The organism is Actinoplanes sp. KI2 (assembly GCF_025630775.1).
GTDB lineage: Bacteria > Actinomycetota > Actinomycetes > Mycobacteriales > Micromonosporaceae > Actinoplanes.
Genome location: NZ_JAOSZE010000072.1, coordinates 1 through 17,819, shown reverse-complemented (window position 1 = coordinate 17,819; position 17,819 = coordinate 1). Strand labels below are relative to the sequence as shown.

Below are 17,819 nucleotides of genomic sequence, written 5' to 3'. Positions count from 1 at the left end.
CCGACGTTTCCTGGATATCGCCCTTTTCGCTTCACTTTTGTCCCTATCTGACCGCCACGCCGGCAGGCCAGTGGACTTTTGTTGCAAGAATGGCGGCCGTCAATCTTCCGTGAGGGGCGGCCGGGTTGCAGTCGATGATCGGCCGGGAGGCCGAGTGGCGTACGGTCGTTGACGCGCTGCGTTCGCTCGGGGACGGCTCCCAGGTGATCGAGGTCGTCGGCGAACCGGGCATCGGCAAGACCCGTCTGCTCGCCGAGCTGGCCGGATACGCCCGGGAGCACCGGCTGCTGACGCTCACCGGCCGGGCCACCGAGTTCGAGTCCGAGATGCCGTTCGCCGTGCTGACCGAGGCGCTGGACGACCACGTACGCCTGCATGGCGAGAGCCTGCGTGCCCGGCTGCCGGCCGACGACGTGTGGCGGCTGGGCGAGATTCTCGACGGCCTGCGCGCCGGGCCGGCGGCGTCGGAGGCGTCGCGCGGCGGCGCGGCCGAGCGTTACCGGTCGCTGCGGGCACTGCGCCGCCTGCTCGAAACCCTCGCCGAGCCGGCCGGGCTGGTGCTGATCCTCGACGACGTGCACTGGTGCGATCCCGCCACCACGGATCTGATCGACTATCTGCTGCGCCGCCCGCCCGCCGGGCCGGTGGTGCTGGCGCTGTCCTACCGGCCGGCGCAGGCACCGGGCCGGCTGGCCGCCGCATTCGCCGCGGGCCGCACCAGCCGGCTCCACCGCAGGCTGGCGCTGGCGCCGTTGCCGGAGGCGGACGTGACGCGCCTGCTCGGGCCCGAGGCGGACGCCCGCGACGTGGCATACCTGTACCGGCTGTGCGGCGGGAACCCGCTCTACCTGGACGCGCTGCGCCGCTGCGGCACCACGGCGCTCGGCGCCGCCCGTACCCGGAACGACCCGGACCCGGCGCTGGCGGCCCTGCCGGCCGAGGTGCGGGCCGCGCTCAGCGCCGAGTGGGAATCCGTCGGGCCGGACAGCCGCCTGCTGGCCTCGGCCGCCGCGGTCGGCGGCGACGAGAGCGAGCCGGCGTTGCTCGCCGAGATCGCCGAGCTGCCTTTGCCCGCCGTGCTGCGATGCCTCGACGAGCTGGTGGCCCGCGACCTCATCCAGGTGGTGGCCGGCACCGGCCGGTTCCGATTCCGGCACCCGCTCGTGCGGCACGTCGTGTACGCGTCGGCCGCGGCCGGGTGGCGGCTCGGCGCGCATGCCCGGGCCGCGGCGGCGTTGGAGCGGGTGGGCGCGCCACCGCGTGCCCGGGCGCACCATGTCGCCCGGTCCGCGGCGGTCGGTGACACCGGCGCGGCGAGAACCCTGGTCGCGGCGGCCCGGGCGGTGGGCGCGCAGGCGCCGGCCACCGCGGCCGAATGGCTGCAGACCGCGCTGCGCCTGCTGCCCGGCGATACCGCCGGGGCCGGCCTGCCGGGCCGTGCCGAGCTGCTCACGTATTTGGCCGAACGAAGGGCGGCGAGCGGAAACCTCGCCGAGGCGCGGCAGGCCATGGGCGTCGTCATCGACGAGCTGCTCCCCGTGGGGCATCCGGCCCGGCCCGTCGCCGTCGGGTACACCGGCGTGCTGATCCGGCTCCTCGGCCGGCACGACGAGGCACAGGCGCTGCTCACCGCGGAGCTGGAGCACCGGCCCGACGCGGACAACTCGGACGTGCTGCTGCAGATCGCGACCTACGCCCTCATGCGTGGCCGGCTCGCCGAGGCCGACGAGCGCCTGTGCCAGGTCATCGCGCGCGCTCCGGGCGGCGCGGCCGCCGCGATCGCGCACGCCATGCGGTCGGCGACCGGGTACGCGACCGGGCCGGTGGACGCGATCGGCGTGCCCCCGGGATCGGTGGCTGACCCGTTGGACACGCTCGGCGACGAGGACATCGCCCAGCGACTGGAAGTCTTCGCCTGGCTCTGCTGGACCGGACTGGAGACACAGGGTTCGAGCGACTCGCTGCGTCGCCTCATGCGCTGCCGGCGGATCGCCGTCCAAGCTGGACAGAGCTTCGTGCTCCCTTACCTGCTGGCGATGCAGGCGCTGATGCAGGCCCGGCTGGGTCGCATCGGCGAGGCGATGCGCGCCGCCGAGGAGGCCATCGCCATCGCGCGGTTGCTCGCCGCCGCCGAGCCGCTGGCCCTTACCCTGCTGACCCAGTGCTGGCTGCATCGGTGCGCCGGCGACTTCGCGGCGGCGATCGTCACCGGCGAGCAGGCGGTCGCCGCGGCGTCGGTGAGCCACGGCTGGCTGGCCACCGCACAGGCGATGCTGGCCTTCAGCCGGATCACGGCCGGGGATGTGCGGCGCGGCGCGGCCGACCTGGTCGCCGCCGGCGGCGGACCCGAGCTGGCCGCGCTCTACCCGCACAACCGGCTGGTCGCCTGCGCCGCGCTCGCCGAGGTCGCGGCGAAGACCGGCGAGCCGGAGTCGCCGCGGCACTGGGCGGACCTGGCCGAGCGGATCGCCGACCCGGGGCACCGGCCGTGGCGGGGCCTGGCGATGCTGGCCCGCACGTTCGCGGTCGGCGTCGACGACCCGGCCCGCGGTGCCGAGCTCGCCGAACGGGCCGGCGCCCTGCTGGTCGACGCCGAACTGGTGCTGCTGGCCATCCGCGCCTGGCTGGCCGCCGCCACCCTGCGGATGCGAGCCGGCGACGAGCCGACGGCGCTGGACGATCTCGCCCGCGCCGAGGAGCTCGGCGAACGCACCGACGCCGGGGACGCTCATGCGGCGCTGCGGCGGCTGTCGCGCCGGCTGCGGCCGGACGCGTCGCCCCCGCCCGTGCCCGGCGCCGGGGAGCTGACCCGGCGCGAGGGCGAGATCGCGGTGCTGATCGCGGCGGGTATGTCCAATGCCGAGATCGCCGCCGACCTGTACGTGAGCGTACGCACGGTCGAGACGCACGTATCGCGGATCTACACCAAGCTGGGCGTCACCACCCGCGCCGCCGCGGTCAGCCGGCTGGTGCGCTGACGCGGTCCTACGTATCGACGGATACGGGTACGTACGGATGCGTTTGCCCGTCGCCGTTTGACAGCGTGATCGGTGGACCGCACTGGGGCGGTCCACCGGTTTGGGGGGACGATGAGGCGCGACGGTGCCGACGGGGAGCACGAGCTGAGATACGGCATTCTCGGATCGCTCGAGGTGCTCGGGAATGGCCGGCCCATTGCCATCAGCGCGCGCAAGCAGCGCATCGTGCTGGCGATGCTGCTGTGCCGCGCGAACACGACGGTGCCGGTCGGTGCGCTGCGGGAAGCATTGTGGGACGACGAGCCGCCGCGCACGGCACAGAAGAACATCCAGGTGTACGTTTCCGGGCTGCGCGGTCTGCTCGGCCAGCGCTCGGACGGCGCGCGCGGCGACCGGCCGTTGCGTCACAACCTGCCCGGCTACTCGATCCAGGTCGAGCCGGACCAGCTCGACACCCTCCGGCAGCAGCAGCTGGTCCGGGCCGGCCGGCAGGCGATGCGCGACGGTGCGTGGCAGCGGGCCGCCGACACGCTCGGGCAGGCCGTGCGCCTGTGGCGTGGCCCGATCCTGCCGGACCTGGTGTCGGTACCGGGGGTGGCCGCCGAGGCCGACCGGCTGCTGGCCCGGCACCTGAGTGTCCTGGAGGACTGGGCGGAGGCCAACCTGGCGCTGGGGCGGCATGGCGAGATCGTCGACGAGCTCGACCAGCCGTCGCGTCAGCAGCCGTTCCGGGAACGGCTGCGGCGGGCGCAGCTGCTCGCGCTGTACCGGTCCGGCCGGCACACCGAGGCGTTCGCACAGTACGAGTCGATGCGCCAGCAGCTGTCCCGCGAACTGGGGCTCGCGCCGAGTCCGGTGCTGGCCGGGCTGTACGAGTCGATGCTGCGCGGCGATCCGGACCTGACCGCGTCGCAGCCCGCGCCGGTCGTCGCCGCGGCGGGGCCGGGCGTTCCGCTCGGCCGCGTCAGCATGCCGCGGGACATCGCCGACTTCACCGGGCGCGGCCACGAGACGGACGTCCTGCTCGGCGTCCTCGGCGCCGGCCGGGACACCACGGCGGTGGTGAGCGGCCCGGCGGGGATGGGCAAGACGGCGCTGGCGGTCCACTGCGCGCACCGGCTCGCCGACCAATACCCCGACGGCCGGGTCATGGTCTCGCTCCGCGCGTCCGACGGCGGCCCGCGCGTGGTTCCCGAGGTGCTTGGCGAACTGCTGCGCGAGATGGGGGTGAGCCGTCCGGTGCCGCACCTGCCCGACGAGCGGGCCGGGCTGTTCCGGTCGGTGACCGCCGGCCGCAGGGTGCTGGTGATCCTGGACGATGCGGTCACCGAGTCCCAGGTACGGTCGCTGCTGGCGGCCACCGGCGGGGTAGCGATCGTGGTCACCAGCCGGCGTCAGCTGAGCGGCGTGGCGGCTGCCGTGCGGATCGCCCTGGATCCGCTGAGCGAGTCCGAGGCCCGGGATCTGTTCGGCCGACTGGTCGGATCGGACCGGGTGGCGGCGCAGCCGGCGGCCGCTCGGCGGCTGCTCGCCGGCTGTGCCGGGTTGCCGCTGGCGCTGCGGATCGTCGGCGGGAAGCTCGGCGGGCTCCGGCACCTCGCCCTGGACCGATATGCCGACCGGCTGGCGGACGGCCGGGCCCTGCTGACCGAGTTGACGGCCGGTGACCTCGACCTGCGTGCCCGCCTGTCCGACTGGTACCACGATCTGCGACCCGACGATCGTGCGACGCTGCGCCTGCTGGCCGCGTCGGCCGAGCCGAACGTCTCGGTCGGCGAGGTTGCCCGCGGGCTCGGCGTCGAACTCGCTCACGCCGAAGCCGCGATCGAGCGTCTCGCCGCGGAGCACTTCGTCGAGCCGCAGCCGGCCGAGGTGGAGGCGCACGACGGACAGGCGCTGCCGCAGTTCGTCCTTCCCCCGCTGGTCAGGTCGTTCGTCCGGGAGCTGAGCCGGCACGGCACCTGAACCGGCCCGGCAATTTGGGTCGCCCGGCATTTTGGGTCCGCACGGCATTTTGGGTCTGCACGGCATTTTGGGTCTGCACGGCGCCTCGGCCGGCCCGGCGCCGTTGGGCCAACGGTCAGGCCGACCGGGCGAGATCCGAGGCCTCGGCGCGATCCACCGACGCCGGTGCGGCGGCGCGCCGGGCGCGGCGGGCCGCCCGCAACGCCGGCGGCACGCAGACCAGCACGGCCGCGAGCGCACCGAGCTGGAGCAGCCACAACGCCTGCCGGACGCCGACCAGGTCGCCGAGCACGCCGCCGGCCACCGCGCCCAACAGCCCGGTGGCGGCACCCAGCACCTGCAGCGCGGACAGGATGCGGCCCAGGGTCCCTTCGTCGGCGTCGGCGACGATGACCGGCCCGAGCGCGACGTTGCCCACCGCCGCGAACAGCGCCGGCAGGCCGATGCCGGCCGCGGCCAGTCCGGTCGCGACCGGGATGGGGCCGCCGGCCAGGGGAAGCAGGACGCCGGCCAGCGCGGCGGCGCCGCTCGCCGCCAGCAGCACGGCCCGGGGATCTCGCCGGCTCGCGAGCAGCCGGCCGGCGACGACGGAACCGGCCAGGCCCGCCAGCCCCGACGCCATGAACAACCACCCGTACGCCGGAACCGGCACCCGTACCACCTGCAGCAGGAACGGCGCGGTGAGCGCGGCCGTGCCCGCCAGCGCGGCGCCGGGCACGAACAGCGCGACCAGCACCACCCGGCGGACCGGGTCGCCGAGGCAGAACCGCAGTCCGGTCGTCAGGGCACGCAGGGCGGCGTCGTACCCGGCGGCCAGCCGGGCGCCGGCGGGTGGCAGCGGTGTCGCCAGTGGCGTCATGCACACCAGCGTGGTCGCGCTCACCAGGTAGCTGATCCCGTCGACGGCCAGCGCGGCCGCGGGCCCGAACGCCACGATGGTGGGACCGGCCAGGAGTCGGCCGATGATGCCGGCCGCGTACTGGCCGGCCTGCAGGCGCGCCCGTACGGTGCCCAGTTGTGCGTCGTCGACGAGCTGGCGCAGATGGATGAAGTAGACGGTCTCCAGGAAGACCCCGACGCAGCCCTGGGCCGCGCACAGCGCCACCAGCCAGCCGATCGAGGCGACGTGCGTGGCGACGCCGGCGGTGACCGCGGCTACGGCTGCCGCCGACAGCGTGTCGATCACGATGAGGGCGCGGCGCGGTCGCCGGATCCGGTCGGCGAGGATGCCGGCCGGCAGGCCCAGCACCAGCATCGGGAGCACGGCCGCCGCGCTGATCAGGCCGACCTGCCCCGGTGAGGCGCCGAAGTGGACGACCGCGAGGATCGGCAGCGTGATCCCGGTGAACGCGGAACCGAGCGCCGACGCGGTGTGACCCCACCAGTACAGCCGAAGATCCGTGGAGGAGCTCACGTCAGCGCCCCGCGGCCGCGGCGCGGATCGGTGTGTCCACCGTGAACAGTGCGTCCGGCCGCGGGTCGAGCGTGTGGGCCAGGGCGAGCAGGACGCCGGCCGAGCCGCTCCACAGCTCGGCGCTGAACCGCAGCAACTGGTCGCCGAGCACGCGGACGCCGCTCTCGTGGGGTATCGCGTACTTGAACAGGGCCCGGGCTGCCCGCAGCGCGCCGGCCCGCGCCGAGTCGTCGCCGGTGAGCATGGCATGGTCCGCGAGGGTGAAGGCGAAGCCCGCGAGGCCCTGCATCAGTCCGGGCTGCGCGGTGTAGGTGAGCCGGACCGGCGCCAGCAGGCGGGGCAGCGCGGCCGCCAGGCGTTCGTCCGCGACGCCGCGCAGGGTGCGGGTCACCACGAGGACGGTGCCGGCCGAGCCGGCGTACAGATAAGGCATGATGCGCCGGTCCTTCCTGGAGACCGGGAACAGCAGACCGGACGGGCCGGCGTCGGTCGCCCGGTCGAGCTCGGCGTGCAGCAGCCGCACCGCCCACCCGAGGTAGCGGTCGTCACCGGTGACGCCGGCCAGTTGCTGCAGCATCAACGCGACGCCGGAGCGGCCGTGCATCAGCCCGGTGGCGTCGTCCGCGCCGAGGTGACCGGTCAGCGTGGCGTCGGGCGGCAGCGCGGCCGCGAGCGCGCGAGCCCGGTCGACGTGGTGTTCGTCGCCGGTGTGCTGGTACAGCGCCAGGTGGGCCTGTGCCACACCGGCGGCGCCGGCGAAGAACGTCGCGCAGCCCGCGGTGAGGGGATGGCGGTCGGCCTTCGCGAGCAGATCTCGTGCCTCCGCTACGTGGCCGGACGCGGCGAGCACCTGGGCGAGGCCGGCGAGGCCGGTGAACAGCCCCGGACCGAGTGTGTCGGCCCGGTCCAGGGTGTCGCGGCGCAGCCGCTCGACGAGGCCGTCCGGCAGCGCCCGGCCCGCGCGCCGCAACGCGTGGATCACGCCGGCCGTGCCGTAGGCCAGGCACAGCGTGTTGGACTGGTACCCCTGGGCGATGGTGGGGAAAACGCGACGGGTGTCCGTCAGGTCGGCCATGGCGAGGAGCGCGTCCGCGACGCCGTCGCGCAGCGCGGTCAGGTGACCGATCGGGTCGGCCGTCACCTGCTCGGGCGTCGGCAGGCGCGGATCGTTGCGGGGTACGTGATGGCTGGTGGCTTGTCGCCAGAGCACCGGCGGCACCGGCGCCAGGTCGCTCAGATCGTGGTGCAGGTGCGTCAGGGCGTCCGGGTTGCGGTCCACGATGAGCTGCAGGCCGCCGAGGCACTGCTGGGCCAGCCGGGACAACGCGAAGAGATCGTATTCCCGGGGGTCGGCACGTACGAGGTCGTCGGGCGGCACGAACCCCGGCGTGACGTCGGCGATGAAGGCAGCGCCGATCGGCCGGGCGGAGCCGAAGTCCACGAGCCGCGCGGTGTCGTCGTCACCGACCATGACGTTGCTGGGGCTCAGGTCCACGAACAGGTAGCCGAGGGCGTGCAGGCGCCGGATGGCCTGCTCCACCTGGCTCAGGATCGTCGTGCAGCGCTCGTAGAAGGCGGCGAACTCGGCGGTGGTCGAGCCGGCCCGCAGCAACGGCATCCGGCGCGCCAGCAACGGTCCCAGCGCCTGGCCGCGGATGTGCTCCATGACGAGAAACTCGTGCTTCCACTGCGTGAAATACGCGATCGGCTCCGGTGCCAGGCCGGGGGCGAGCCGGTGCAGCTCGGTCAGGATGTCGCGCTCGGCCCGCAGCTGCTCGATCGCGGTGGTGCTGTCCGCACCCGTACCGACGTGCGGGCGCGCCTCTTTGCACACGACCCGCCGGCCGCTGGCCGACTCGCGGCCGAGATAGATGCCGCCGGCGTTGGTGAACCGGATCGCCGACTCGATGCGGAAACCGTTGAGGTCGGCGGCCGGCGGCGGCACGAGAGGCTCGGCGAGGAACGGGTCGGCGATACCCGGCGGCAGGTGGAAGGACGGGCCGCGCTGGTCGCTGACGAAGTTGCCGTAACCGTCGCGGGTCAGCAGCCCCAGCGTGCCGTCCGCCTGGTGGCGCGCCTGCCCGGCGAACGCGCCGTAGCGGTAGAACACCACATCGGAGTCCCGGAAGGGCCGGTCCGAGAGGATGTACGGGCCGTCCTCACCGGCCAGCGCCGCGTGCAGCGCGGTCATGAGCCGGCGGGCCGCGGCCACGTCGGCCGGGTAAGCCGCGATGAACTTGCCGCTCTGTGCCCGGTTCGCGTGCTTGGCGTGCTGCCAGCGGTAGGCGGCGCTCGTCGCTAGGTGCTTGAACGCGACACCGTGCGCGAAGCACAGCGCCGCCGCGATGTCCAGCACGTGCTGGATCCGTCCGGCCCGGGCGGAGACATGCACCTTCCACCCGTCGTCGGGCAGGGCGTCGTGCTCCGTACGTCGCCAGCTGCGCCACACGCCGGAGCGGGTGCCGGTCCAGCCGGTGGGTACGCTCGCCGGCCGCAGCGCATCGTCGCCGTCGTCGCGGCTGTCGTCGGGCGCGGCGTAGAAATCCTCGTCCGCCACGACGAACTCCATCGGAAATCTCATGGCATCTCCATCCGAGATCCGGGGCAGCAAAGTGAAACGCCCAGCAGCGGCGGGTCGGATCACCCGCCGCTGCTGGGCGACTATGTGGAGGAGCCCGAGGCTCCCCTGGTCACTCAGGAAATGATCTGGCAGCTGTTGACCAGGGTGCTGATCGTGCTGATGTGACCCTCGACGTCACCCTCACCCTCGGGGCCCTCCTCGGTCTCCTGGGCCTGCAGGGAGAGCACCGTCCACGCGTGCATCGTCATCGTCGTACTCCTCTTGGTTCGGTGCGGAACCGGTGTGTTCCGTGGTGGGACGAACGCTAGGGAGCCGAACCCAAGGCCCGGTTCGCCGCCGGTATGACATCGGTATCGCCGCTGCTTGCCGACGGTTGACCGGGCGCCGGATCCGGTACATCGCGTTCTCCTGACCCGCCTGGGCTGCGGCTATACCGCGTTCGACACGTACCGGAGTCGATGCGCAACCCGGCCGCGGACACACTGCACCGTGCGTGATCGCCCAGATGGGCCGACCGGAGGAGGAACCGTGGAACTTGGTGAGCTGGTCGGGTTGCGTCCGCTGCCGGGCGCCGGGCTGCTGCTCGCGTTGACCCAGCGCTGCCCGCTGCGGTGCGCGCACTGCTCAACGGCGTCGACCGCGGCCGGCGCGCAACCGCCCGCCGCCCGGTTGCGGCGGTTCGTGGCCTCCTTCGGCGACCAGGACCGCCCCGCCGTGCTGCTCATGACCGGTGGGGAGCCGCTGCTGCGACCGGAGCTGGTGGCCGAACTGGCGTACGCCGCTCGGCGCCGGGGTACCCGCAGCGCCGTCCTGACCGGCGCGTTCTTCGCTCGGACGAGCACACCGGCGGCCATCCGGGCGGCGATCGAGGCGGTCGACCACTTCTCGGTCAGCGTCGACGCCTTCCACGAGCGGCAGATCCCGCGCCGCGACGTGTTCCGGCTGCTGGCCGCGGTGCTGGACAGCGGCGTACCGGTCAGCATCCACGCGGTCGGCGCCGGGGCCGACGATCCGTACCTGGACGGCCTCGTCGCCGACGTGCGGCGGCGGTTCGGTGACCGCGTGCCCATGCTGGTCAACACGATCCGGCCGGTGGGACGCGCGGCGGCCTGGGCCGCGGCACGGCCGTTGCCCGCCCGCCCGGGTGAGATCTCGCCGTGCGCGATGGCGGCCTGGCCGGTGGTGGCCGCGGACGGCCTGGTGCTGGCCTGCTGCAACCAGGACGTCGTCGACCGGCGACCGGCGCCGGGGCACCTGCGGCTCGGCCACATCGACGATGACGATTGGCCGGCGATCCGCCGCCGGCTGCTGACCGCGCCGGTGCTGCGGATGATCCGCAGCACCGGGCCGGCCCACCTCATCTCCCGATACGGCGCACCGCCAATCGGCGCACCGGGGTACTGCGCCGGCTGCCGGCAGCTCGCCGACCGGCCGGAGGTGCTGGCCGCGGCCGGCCGGGCGGCCGCCGGAGCCGTCGGGGAACTGGTGGACCGGCAGGTGGCGGCGGTCCAGCTGAGGGCGGGCCCGGTGGACTTCGTGCGCCGGTACGGGAGCGCGCGGCACGCGCACCTGGTCGACGCGCGAGGGGCGGCCCGGTCGTGAGCGGCCGCGGGCCCGCGGCCGTCATGAGGGAGAGCAGCCGGCCAGCCGCCGCGACACTACGGGCAACGATCGCGCCGGCGGCGCCGACGCTGCGGGCGGCATCGGCGCGGCTGTGGCAGCGTCCCGGCCTGTCCGGGCGCTATCGCGAATACCTGTGCGCCATGCACGCCGTGGTCCGCGCGTCGGTGCCGGTGATGGAGCTCGCCGCGGACCGGTGCGTGCAACTGGTGGACGACCCGGTCGGCGGCCCGCTGCGGGCCTACCTGCGCCGGCACATCGAGGAGGAACGCGGACACGACGACTGGCTGGTGGCCGACCTCGCCGATCTGGCCGCCGGCTCCGATCCGGTCGCGCTCCTCGCGCAGCCGCCCAGCGCCGCGGCCGCGCTGGTCGGCCCGCAGTACTACTGGATCGCGCACGCCCATCCGGTAGCGGTGCTCGGCTACATCGCCGTGCTGGAGGGCAACGCGCCGGCGGTTCGGCTGGTCGACCGGCTCACGTCGGCCGGCATACCCGAGCGCGCCGTGCGCACCGTCCGCGAACACGCCGTCCTGGACGCCGGCCACGCCGAGCAGGTGTTCGACCTGCTCGACGAGCTGCCCCTCACCGGGGCGCAGCTGCGTCTCGTCTCGATCAGCGCCCTGCAGACGGCGCAGGCACTCGCCGGGCTGTACGCCGACGTCCTGCGCCGCCACCCACCCACGTGAGGAGCCCCGCCCATGACCCCGCATCGATACTCGCTCGACGACCTCGAGGCGCACGGCATCCCGACGCACACGCTCAGCGCCGAGCAGCTCGACGTGCTCCGCGACCTGACCCACGACGAGTTCACGCTGCTGGTCGACATCCGCAACCGGCTCGAAGCGGTCGGCCCGGACGTCCAGGCGCACAGCGACATCGCCGGCGCCGCGCTGTTCTGACCGTGCGACCCCACCAACTCATCCGCCGGGGAGGCCATGCATGACCTGCACCGCGTGCGCCGCCGTGATGCCGCCGAACACCCGGTTCTGCCCCGCGTGTGGCGCCGTCGGCACACCGGGCGTCGACAGGGCGGCCCGGAAGCTGGTGACGGTCGTCTTCTGCGATCTCGTCGGCTCCACGGCACTGTCCGAGGCGCTCGACCCGGAGACGCTGCGCTCGGTGGTCCTGCGGTACTTCGCGGCGATGCGGCGCTGCATCGAGCACCACGGTGGCACGGTGGAGAAGTTCATCGGCGACGCGGTGATGGCCGTCTTCGGCGTACCGGTGATGCACGACGACGACGCCCGCCGCGCGGTGGCGGCAACCCTCGACATGCGCGCGGCGCTGGCCGAGCTCAACGCCGACCTCGACGCGACGCTCCGGGTACGCCTCACGGTCCGGATCGGGGTCAACACCGGCCCGGCGGTCACCGGTGACGGCTTCGGCGACCGGCAGGCGCTGGTCTCCGGCGAGACGGTGAATGTCGCCGCGCGGCTGGAGCAGCATGCCGGCGCCGACGAGATCCTCATCGGTCCGCTCACCCGGCGGGCAGTCGGCGGCGCCGTCCGGACCGAGCAGGTGGGCCCGCTGGTGTTGAAGGGCAAGCGGGCGCCGGTCACCGCCTACCGCCTGCTCGCCCTGGACTCCGACGCGCCGGACCGGGACCGCCGCTTCGAGGTCCCGTTCGTCGGTCGTGACGGCGAACTGCGGGAGCTGACCCGGGCCCTCGACGGTGTCCTGGCGGATCGGCGGAGCCAGATGGTCACCGTGTGCGGAGAACCCGGCATCGGCAAGACCCGGCTGGTGCACGCCTGGCTGACCGGCGTCGACCGGGCGATCCGGCTTGGCATCGGACGCTGCCGGGCGTACGGGGATCATGGCAGTCTCGCGCCGCTGGCCGAGGCGGTGCACCAGGTGCTGGACCGCCAGGCCCGGCAGGGGTTGCCGGCCGATGCCCTGGCGGTCCTGCAATCCGGCCTGCTCGAGGACGGCACACCGGGGCCGGCCGTGGCCAGCACCTGCGCCGCACTGGCCGTGGTCCTCGGCCGCCTGACCCAAGACCGTCCGGTGGTGCTGGTCCTCGACGACTGCCAGTGGGCCGGCGACACGCTGCTGGACGCGGTGGACCGGCTCACCGCGCTGACCGCACGCACGCGCCTCCTGCTGCTCTGCCTGTCCCGGTTGGACGTGCTGGACCGTCGAGCCTCCTGGGGTTCGGGGCGCGCACCGCATCTGCTGCTCGGCGGCCTGACACCGGCCGAGTCCGAGGTCATGGCATCGACGCTCGCCGAGGTCGCCGGTCACCAGTCGGCGAATCCGGCAACCGTGGTGGCGGCGGCCGCGGGTAATCCGTTCCACCTGGAACAGCTGATCGCGGCCGGCACCGAGGCCGACCACGACGAGCTGCCACCGTCGCTGCAGGCGGTGCTCGGTGCGCGGATCGATGCACTCCGCCGACCGGAGCGCACGGTGCTGGACCTCGCGGCGATCCTCGGTCGCGAGTTCAGCCCCGGGCAACTCACCGGGCTGGCCGGCGCCGGACCCGAAGCCGCGCCGGGCGGCCCGCTGGCCGGCGCGCCGCGGCACGAACCGGTACGCGCCGCGCTGGCGCACCTGGACAGTCGGCGTCTGGTGCGGCCGACCGGCACGCTGGTCGCCTTCGCCAGCAGTCTGATCCACGAGGCCACTTACCAGGCGATGGCCAAACAGACCCGGGCCGAGCGCCACGAACGCGCCGCGGACCTGCTGCACACCGGTGACACCGCGGCCGTCACCGTAGCCGGGCATCTGGAGCGGGCCTACCGCTACCGCGTGGAGCTGGGCCTGCCCGGCGCCGCCACCCACACGCTGCGGCGGCGCGCTGCAGCCCTGCTCGGCGCGGCCGGCGCACAGGCCCTGCACCGATCCGACGTCGCCTGGGCGCAGACGTTGCTCGAACGCGCTGCCGACCTGTGCGCCCCGGGCGAGAACGGCTGGGCGGCCACCACGTGGCAGCTCGCCGAGGCCCGCATCGCCGCCGGGCGGATCGAGGAGGGACGGTCGCTGCTGTGCGAGGTGCTCGGCGCGGCGGTCGACCCGGTGCACGCGGCCCACGCGCGGCTGACCCTCGCCGCGACCGGCGGCTCGGAGGCCGTCAGCGCCGCCGCGGCCGTCGCCCGGCAAGCCCTGCCCGTCTTCGCGGCCGCCGGCGACGAGCTGGGTCAGGCCCGCGCGCACATCAGGCTGGCACAGGAGCATCAGTTCCACGGACGGCACTCCAGCGCGGTGCGCCGGCTCGACGCCGCGCTGAGCCACGCGGCGCGCCGCGATCTCGAGCCCGTGCAGGCCTTGGCGCTCGGCGCGCTCGGCATGTCGCTGTGGTGCGGTCCGACCCCGGTACCCGCGGCGATCGACCGCTGCCGCGCCCTGCTCGCCGAACACGGCTCGCGCAGGCCAACCGTACGGGTGACGCTGAGCTGTCCGCTCGCCGTCCTGCTCGCCTGCGACGACCGGATCGACGAGGCGAACGCCCGGCTCGCCGACGCGAGCGCGGTCGCCGGCACCCTGGGCTACGCGGAAGGCGAGTTGGTCATCCCGATCTTCGCGGCCGCCGTCGAGTCGCTGGCGGGCCGGCCGCAGGCGGCGTTGCGGCTGCTTCGCGACGCCGATGCGGCAGCCGTACGGCTCGCCGCGGACGGCACCCGCAACGCCGTGGTACGGGAGACGACCCGGCTCCTGATCGAGCAGGGTCGCTGGGCGGAGGCCAGCGAGGTGCTGCGGAGGCTGGCGGCCGGCCCCGGCATGCTGCGCACGGAGCTGGCGGATCTGCACGGTCTGCGGGGCCTTCTCGCCGCGGCCGGCGGTGACAGCGAGCAGGCCGCGCGCTTGGCGGAGCAGGCCGTCGCCACCGCCGCTCGTACGGATTCGCCGATCGTCCAGGCGGTCGCGGCACTGGACCAAGCCGTCGTACTGGCGCGAATCGGCCGGGTCGCCGGGGCGGTGACCGCCGCCGGCGTGGCGGGCCGGCGCTTCGCCGCGAAGGGACATCGACCCGGCGCGCGCCGGGCCCGGCACCTGCTGGCCGAACTCACCACCGACTCGGGGGACAGAACATGAGCACAACTACCGACCCGGCCGGTGGCGGACGGCTTACCTGGCGGCTCATCGAACAGGACCAGCCCGATCTGACCGTCATCGCCGACGGGCAGCCGGTCGCCCCCGAATGGGCCTGGGGCGGCGCCACCGGGACCGGCGTACGGGTATGCGTCGTGGATTCCGGCGTAGAGCCCGACCACCCGCTCGTCGGACCGGTCCGCGGCTCGTGGGCCACCGTGCTCGCCGACGACGGGTACGCGGTGACGCCGGTCGAGGCGGCCGACGTCTGCGGCCACGGCACGGCCTGCGCCGGGATCATCCGCCGCCTGGCCCCCGACTGCGAGATCTTCAGCGTCCGGGTCCTGGGCAGCAACCGGACCTGCACCGGCGACGGTCTGCTCGCCGGGCTGCGGTGGGCGATCCGCCAGGACTTCGACGTGATCAACCTGAGCCTGTCCACCACCCGAACCCGGTACGCCGACGGGCTGCGCGCGCTCGCCGACGAGGCCTACTTCCGCCGGATCGCGATCGTGGCCTCGGCGCACAACGTGCCGGTGGAGAGCTTCCCGTGGCGGTTCTCCTCGGTCATCTCGGTGGGTAGCCATCACCAGGAGGACCAGCCGGACCTGTTCCTCTACAACCCGCAGCCGCCCGTCGAGTTCTTCGCGCCGGGCCAGAACATCGAGCTGGCCTGGACGGGTGGCGGCAGCATCCGCGCCAGCGGGAACAGCTTTGCCACCCCGTTCATCGCCGGACTCTGCGCACGCATCCTGTCCAAGCACCCGAGGATGACCACGTTCCAGCTCAAGAACGTTCTGTACCTGGCGGCCGCCAACGTCAACATCTACCTGGGAGAGAACGCATGAACGGCACCTCCGCCCCCGTCCTCGCCGAAACCGACCCGCTCTCCGCCGAACTGCTCCAGTCGGTGGTGGACGTGGCTCGGGCCATCTTCGGTGCCCAGGCCAGCTCGGTGTTCCTGCTCGACGAGCAGGCCGACGAACTGATCTTCCACAGCGTCTCGGGCCGGGGCGAAGGTTTCCTGGTCGGCCGGCGGTTCCCGGCCGGACGCGGCATCGCCGGCTGGGTCCTGGCCTCCGGCGAGCCGATGGTGGCGACCGAGCTGTCCCGGCACGCCGCGTTCGACCGCGGCCTGGCCGAGTCCACGCAGTACGTGCCGGACTCGTTGATGGCCGCCCCGCTGGTGCACGGCGGCCGGATGCTCGGCGTGCTCGAGGTCCTCGACCCCGTGCCGCAGTCCCGGTCCAGCCTCGACGAGCTCGACCTGCTGGCCCTGTTTGCCCGGCAGGCCGCGGCGGCGCTGCGGGTCGTCGTCGACCGGCATTCCTCCGGTGGCGCCGGTCGGAGGCAGCGGCTCGACGACGCGTTCGTCACCGATCGGCAGGCCGCCGCGCGGCAGCTGCTCGAAGACCTCCAGCAGCTGCTGGAAGCGCCGGTGGGTCAAGGCCCGGCAAGGTAGCCGACCGCCTCCGCGCGCGGCCGTCGGTGGCCGGCCTCGCCGGCTGCGTGTCCGCCTATCCGGCGGTCGCGGTGAGCGTGTCCCAGGCGGCCATGGCGCAGGTGATGACCGCTTCCAGATCGGCGCGGGTGGCGCCGTCGCGGGCCTGGATCGACAGGCCCTGCATCACCGTCGTGTAGTAGCGGGCGACGGCGTCGACGGTGGCGGCCGGCATGGTGAGGTCGCCGTCGGCGACGCCCCGGACGAGACGGTCTCTGATGGTCGTGTGCTGGTCGCGGCGGCGGTCGGCGAGAAACTCTCGGATCGCGTGGTTTTCCACGGCTCCGGTGGGGGCGGCCAGGATGAGCATGCAGTAATGCGGCGTGTCCGGGCCGGTGATCTGGTCGGCCGTGGCGCGCAGCATGGCGTGGATCGCGGCGCGCGCGGTCGGCTGGTCGCGCAGCGCGCGGCGGGGCGGCTCGCCCGAGGTTGTCGCGTACCGGGCCATGACCTTGCGGAAGAGCTGCTCCTTGCTGCCGAAGCAGGCGTAGATGCTGGCCGAGGCGATGCCCATGGCGTCGGCCAGGTCGCTGAGCGACGTCCCCTCGTAACCCCGTTCCCAGAACAGATCCAGCGCCGTGCCGAGGGCGACGTCGGGGTCGAAGGTGCGCGGCCGGCCGCGAGTAGCCATCAGGTGAGTCTCCGCATTTGTTGGTCGACCGTTCAACTTTACCTTGACCGGCACGGAGCGGGCGTCGACCATTTGTTGGTCGATCGACAAACAAAAGGAGCAGTCATGCGCGCCTTGCAGCAGACGTCCCTCAACGGTCCGCGCGACCTGCGTCTGATCACCGACGCGCCGGTGCCGCGCCCCGGCCCGGGGGAGATCCTGATCCGGGTCGCCGCCGCCGGAGTCAACTTCGTCGACATCTCACAGGCCCGAGGCACCTTCGCCGGCGGCCCTCAGCCGCCATACACCGCGGGCATCGAGGGCGCCGGTCCGATCACCGCCGTGGGGGAGGGGGTCACGGGTCTGGAGCCCGGCGTCCACGTCATCGGCGTCGGGATCCGCGGCGGCGCCTTCGCCGAGTACATGGTGTTGCCCGCGGCGGGGGCGATCCCGGTGCCGGCCGGCTGGGCCGACCCGCAGGCGCTCGGCCTCGTCGTGAACTGGCCGACCGCCCTCGCGGCGCTCAAACCCCTCGGCGGTCTCACCGCCGGGCAGGCGGTGCTGATCCACGCGGCGGCCGGCGGGACCGGCCAGGCCGCGGTGCGGATCGCCAAGCACTACGGGGCAACGGTGATCGCCACGGCGTCGCCGGGCAAGCACGAGGTGGTCCGGGCGCTGGGCGCCGACCATGTCCTCGACTCCCACGACGCCGACCTCGCCGCCGAGGTCCGGCGCCTGACCGGTGGCGTGGGCGCCGACCTGGTGCTGGAGTCGGTCGGGGGCGCCGTCCTCGAAGCCGGCCTGGCCGCCGCCAAGAGAGTCACCGGCCGGGTCGTCGTCTATGGTCTGGCCGGCGGGCGGGCGACGGTGACCAACTGGGACCTGGTCTACCGGCACCAGGTCCAGGTCGTCGGCCTGAACATCGGCACCCTGATCCAGGCCGCGCCGCAGATCTTCGGCGAGATCATGGGCGAGTTGTTCGGTCTCGTGGCGGCCGGAGTGATCGGCCCCGGCGAGCCCACCGAGTACGAGCTGGCCGACGGGCCGAAGGCGCTCGCGGAACTGGAAGCGCGTACCACCGTGGGCAAGCTGGCCCTGCTGCCCTGACCAGGCCA

At 73.8% G+C, this 17,819-nt stretch carries 13 protein-coding genes; 9 read left to right on the top strand and 4 right to left on the bottom strand.

The annotated features are described in order from the left end of the window. The first annotated feature begins 134 nt into the window (after positions 1–134). The gene (locus tag ODJ79_RS43850; RefSeq protein WP_263029668.1) at positions 135–2,978 is read left to right on the top strand and encodes a helix-turn-helix transcriptional regulator; all 2,844 of its coding nucleotides are present in this window, start codon (positions 135–137) and stop codon (positions 2,976–2,978) included. A 111-nt stretch (positions 2,979–3,089) separates the two neighbouring features. Beyond that, on the top strand, positions 3,090–4,943 hold the full coding sequence (locus ODJ79_RS43845; RefSeq protein WP_263029667.1) for a BTAD domain-containing putative transcriptional regulator: 1,854 nt from the start codon (positions 3,090–3,092) through the stop codon (positions 4,941–4,943). Positions 4,944–5,058: 115 nt separating this feature from the next. Here ODJ79_RS43845 and ODJ79_RS43840 read toward each other — a convergent pair whose 3' ends face one another. The 3 genes from ODJ79_RS43840 to ODJ79_RS43830 all read right to left on the bottom strand — a co-directional run bounded on the left by ODJ79_RS43840 (position 5,059) and on the right by ODJ79_RS43830 (position 9,186). Then, positions 5,059–6,357 carry an MFS transporter gene (locus tag ODJ79_RS43840; RefSeq protein WP_263029666.1) on the bottom strand — a complete coding sequence of 433 codons (1,299 nt, stop codon included), beginning with the start codon at positions 6,355–6,357 and terminating at the stop codon, positions 5,059–5,061. A 1-nt stretch (position 6,358) separates the two neighbouring features. Then, positions 6,359–8,938: a class III lanthionine synthetase LanKC gene (lanKC, locus tag ODJ79_RS43835; RefSeq protein ID WP_263029665.1), complete on the bottom strand. Its 2,580-nt coding sequence runs from the start codon at positions 8,936–8,938 to the stop codon at positions 6,359–6,361. Between the two features lie 113 nt (positions 8,939–9,051). Then, positions 9,052–9,186 (bottom strand): hypothetical protein, encoded by a 135-nt coding sequence (locus tag ODJ79_RS43830; RefSeq protein ID WP_263029664.1) that lies wholly within the window; start codon positions 9,184–9,186, stop codon positions 9,052–9,054. A 280-nt stretch (positions 9,187–9,466) separates the two neighbouring features. Between ODJ79_RS43830 and ODJ79_RS43825 the strand changes: the two genes are divergently transcribed. The 6 genes from ODJ79_RS43825 to ODJ79_RS43800 are packed head-to-tail and all read left to right on the top strand — an operon-like array spanning position 9,467 to position 16,055. Next, positions 9,467–10,540, top strand: coding sequence for a radical SAM protein (locus ODJ79_RS43825; protein ID WP_263029663.1), 1,074 nt, complete (start codon positions 9,467–9,469; stop codon positions 10,538–10,540). A gap of 23 nt (positions 10,541–10,563) precedes the next feature. Further along, a complete protein-coding gene (locus tag ODJ79_RS43820) occupies positions 10,564–11,247 on the top strand; it encodes an iron-containing redox enzyme family protein (protein WP_263029662.1) in 684 nt (227 codons plus the stop codon). Between the two features lie 12 nt (positions 11,248–11,259). Then, positions 11,260–11,460 carry an aroma-sacti cluster domain-containing protein gene (locus ODJ79_RS43815; protein WP_263029661.1) on the top strand — a complete coding sequence of 67 codons (201 nt, stop codon included), beginning with the start codon at positions 11,260–11,262 and terminating at the stop codon, positions 11,458–11,460. Positions 11,461–11,500: 40 nt separating this feature from the next. Next, positions 11,501–14,596, top strand: coding sequence for an adenylate/guanylate cyclase domain-containing protein (locus tag ODJ79_RS43810; protein ID WP_263029660.1), 3,096 nt, complete (start codon positions 11,501–11,503; stop codon positions 14,594–14,596). Further along, positions 14,593–15,441 (top strand): S8 family peptidase, encoded by an 849-nt coding sequence (locus ODJ79_RS43805; protein WP_263029659.1) that lies wholly within the window; start codon positions 14,593–14,595, stop codon positions 15,439–15,441. Before ODJ79_RS43810 ends, ODJ79_RS43805 begins: the two co-directional genes overlap by 4 nt. Then, positions 15,438–16,055, top strand: a complete 618-nt coding sequence (locus ODJ79_RS43800; RefSeq protein ID WP_263029658.1) for a GAF domain-containing protein — start codon at positions 15,438–15,440, stop codon at positions 16,053–16,055. Before ODJ79_RS43805 ends, ODJ79_RS43800 begins: the two co-directional genes overlap by 4 nt. A gap of 55 nt (positions 16,056–16,110) precedes the next feature. Here the strand turns inward: ODJ79_RS43800 and ODJ79_RS43795 are convergent, their stop codons facing one another. After that, on the bottom strand, positions 16,111–16,725 hold the full coding sequence (locus tag ODJ79_RS43795) for a TetR/AcrR family transcriptional regulator (RefSeq protein ID WP_263029657.1): 615 nt from the start codon (positions 16,723–16,725) through the stop codon (positions 16,111–16,113). Between the two features lie 105 nt (positions 16,726–16,830). Here ODJ79_RS43795 and ODJ79_RS43790 point away from each other — a divergent pair, with 105 nt between their 5' ends. Then, positions 16,831–17,811, top strand: a complete 981-nt coding sequence (locus ODJ79_RS43790; RefSeq protein WP_263029656.1) for an NADPH:quinone oxidoreductase family protein — start codon at positions 16,831–16,833, stop codon at positions 17,809–17,811. Positions 17,812–17,819 lie beyond the last annotated feature (8 nt).

Bases quoted from the DNA above. Each gene is read 5' to 3' on its own strand.
- ODJ79_RS43845 (WP_263029667.1), top strand. From the start codon at position 3,090: ATGAGGCGCGACGGTGCCGACGGGGAGCACGAGCTGAGATACGGCATT.
- ODJ79_RS43820 (WP_263029662.1), top strand. From the start codon at position 10,564: ATGAGGGAGAGCAGCCGGCCAGCCGCCGCGACACTACGGGCAACGATC.
- ODJ79_RS43790 (WP_263029656.1), top strand. From the start codon at position 16,831: ATGCGCGCCTTGCAGCAGACGTCCCTCAACGGTCCGCGCGACCTGCGT.
- ODJ79_RS43800 (WP_263029658.1), top strand. From the start codon at position 15,438: ATGAACGGCACCTCCGCCCCCGTCCTCGCCGAAACCGACCCGCTCTCC.
- ODJ79_RS43850 (WP_263029668.1), top strand. From the start codon at position 135: ATGATCGGCCGGGAGGCCGAGTGGCGTACGGTCGTTGACGCGCTGCGT.
- ODJ79_RS43810 (WP_263029660.1), top strand. From the start codon at position 11,501: ATGACCTGCACCGCGTGCGCCGCCGTGATGCCGCCGAACACCCGGTTC.
- ODJ79_RS43805 (WP_263029659.1), top strand. From the start codon at position 14,593: ATGAGCACAACTACCGACCCGGCCGGTGGCGGACGGCTTACCTGGCGG.
- ODJ79_RS43815 (WP_263029661.1), top strand. From the start codon at position 11,260: ATGACCCCGCATCGATACTCGCTCGACGACCTCGAGGCGCACGGCATC.
- ODJ79_RS43830 (WP_263029664.1), bottom strand. From the start codon at position 9,186: ATGACGATGCACGCGTGGACGGTGCTCTCCCTGCAGGCCCAGGAGACC.
- ODJ79_RS43795 (WP_263029657.1), bottom strand. From the start codon at position 16,725: ATGGCTACTCGCGGCCGGCCGCGCACCTTCGACCCCGACGTCGCCCTC.
- lanKC (WP_263029665.1), bottom strand. From the start codon at position 8,938: ATGAGATTTCCGATGGAGTTCGTCGTGGCGGACGAGGATTTCTACGCC.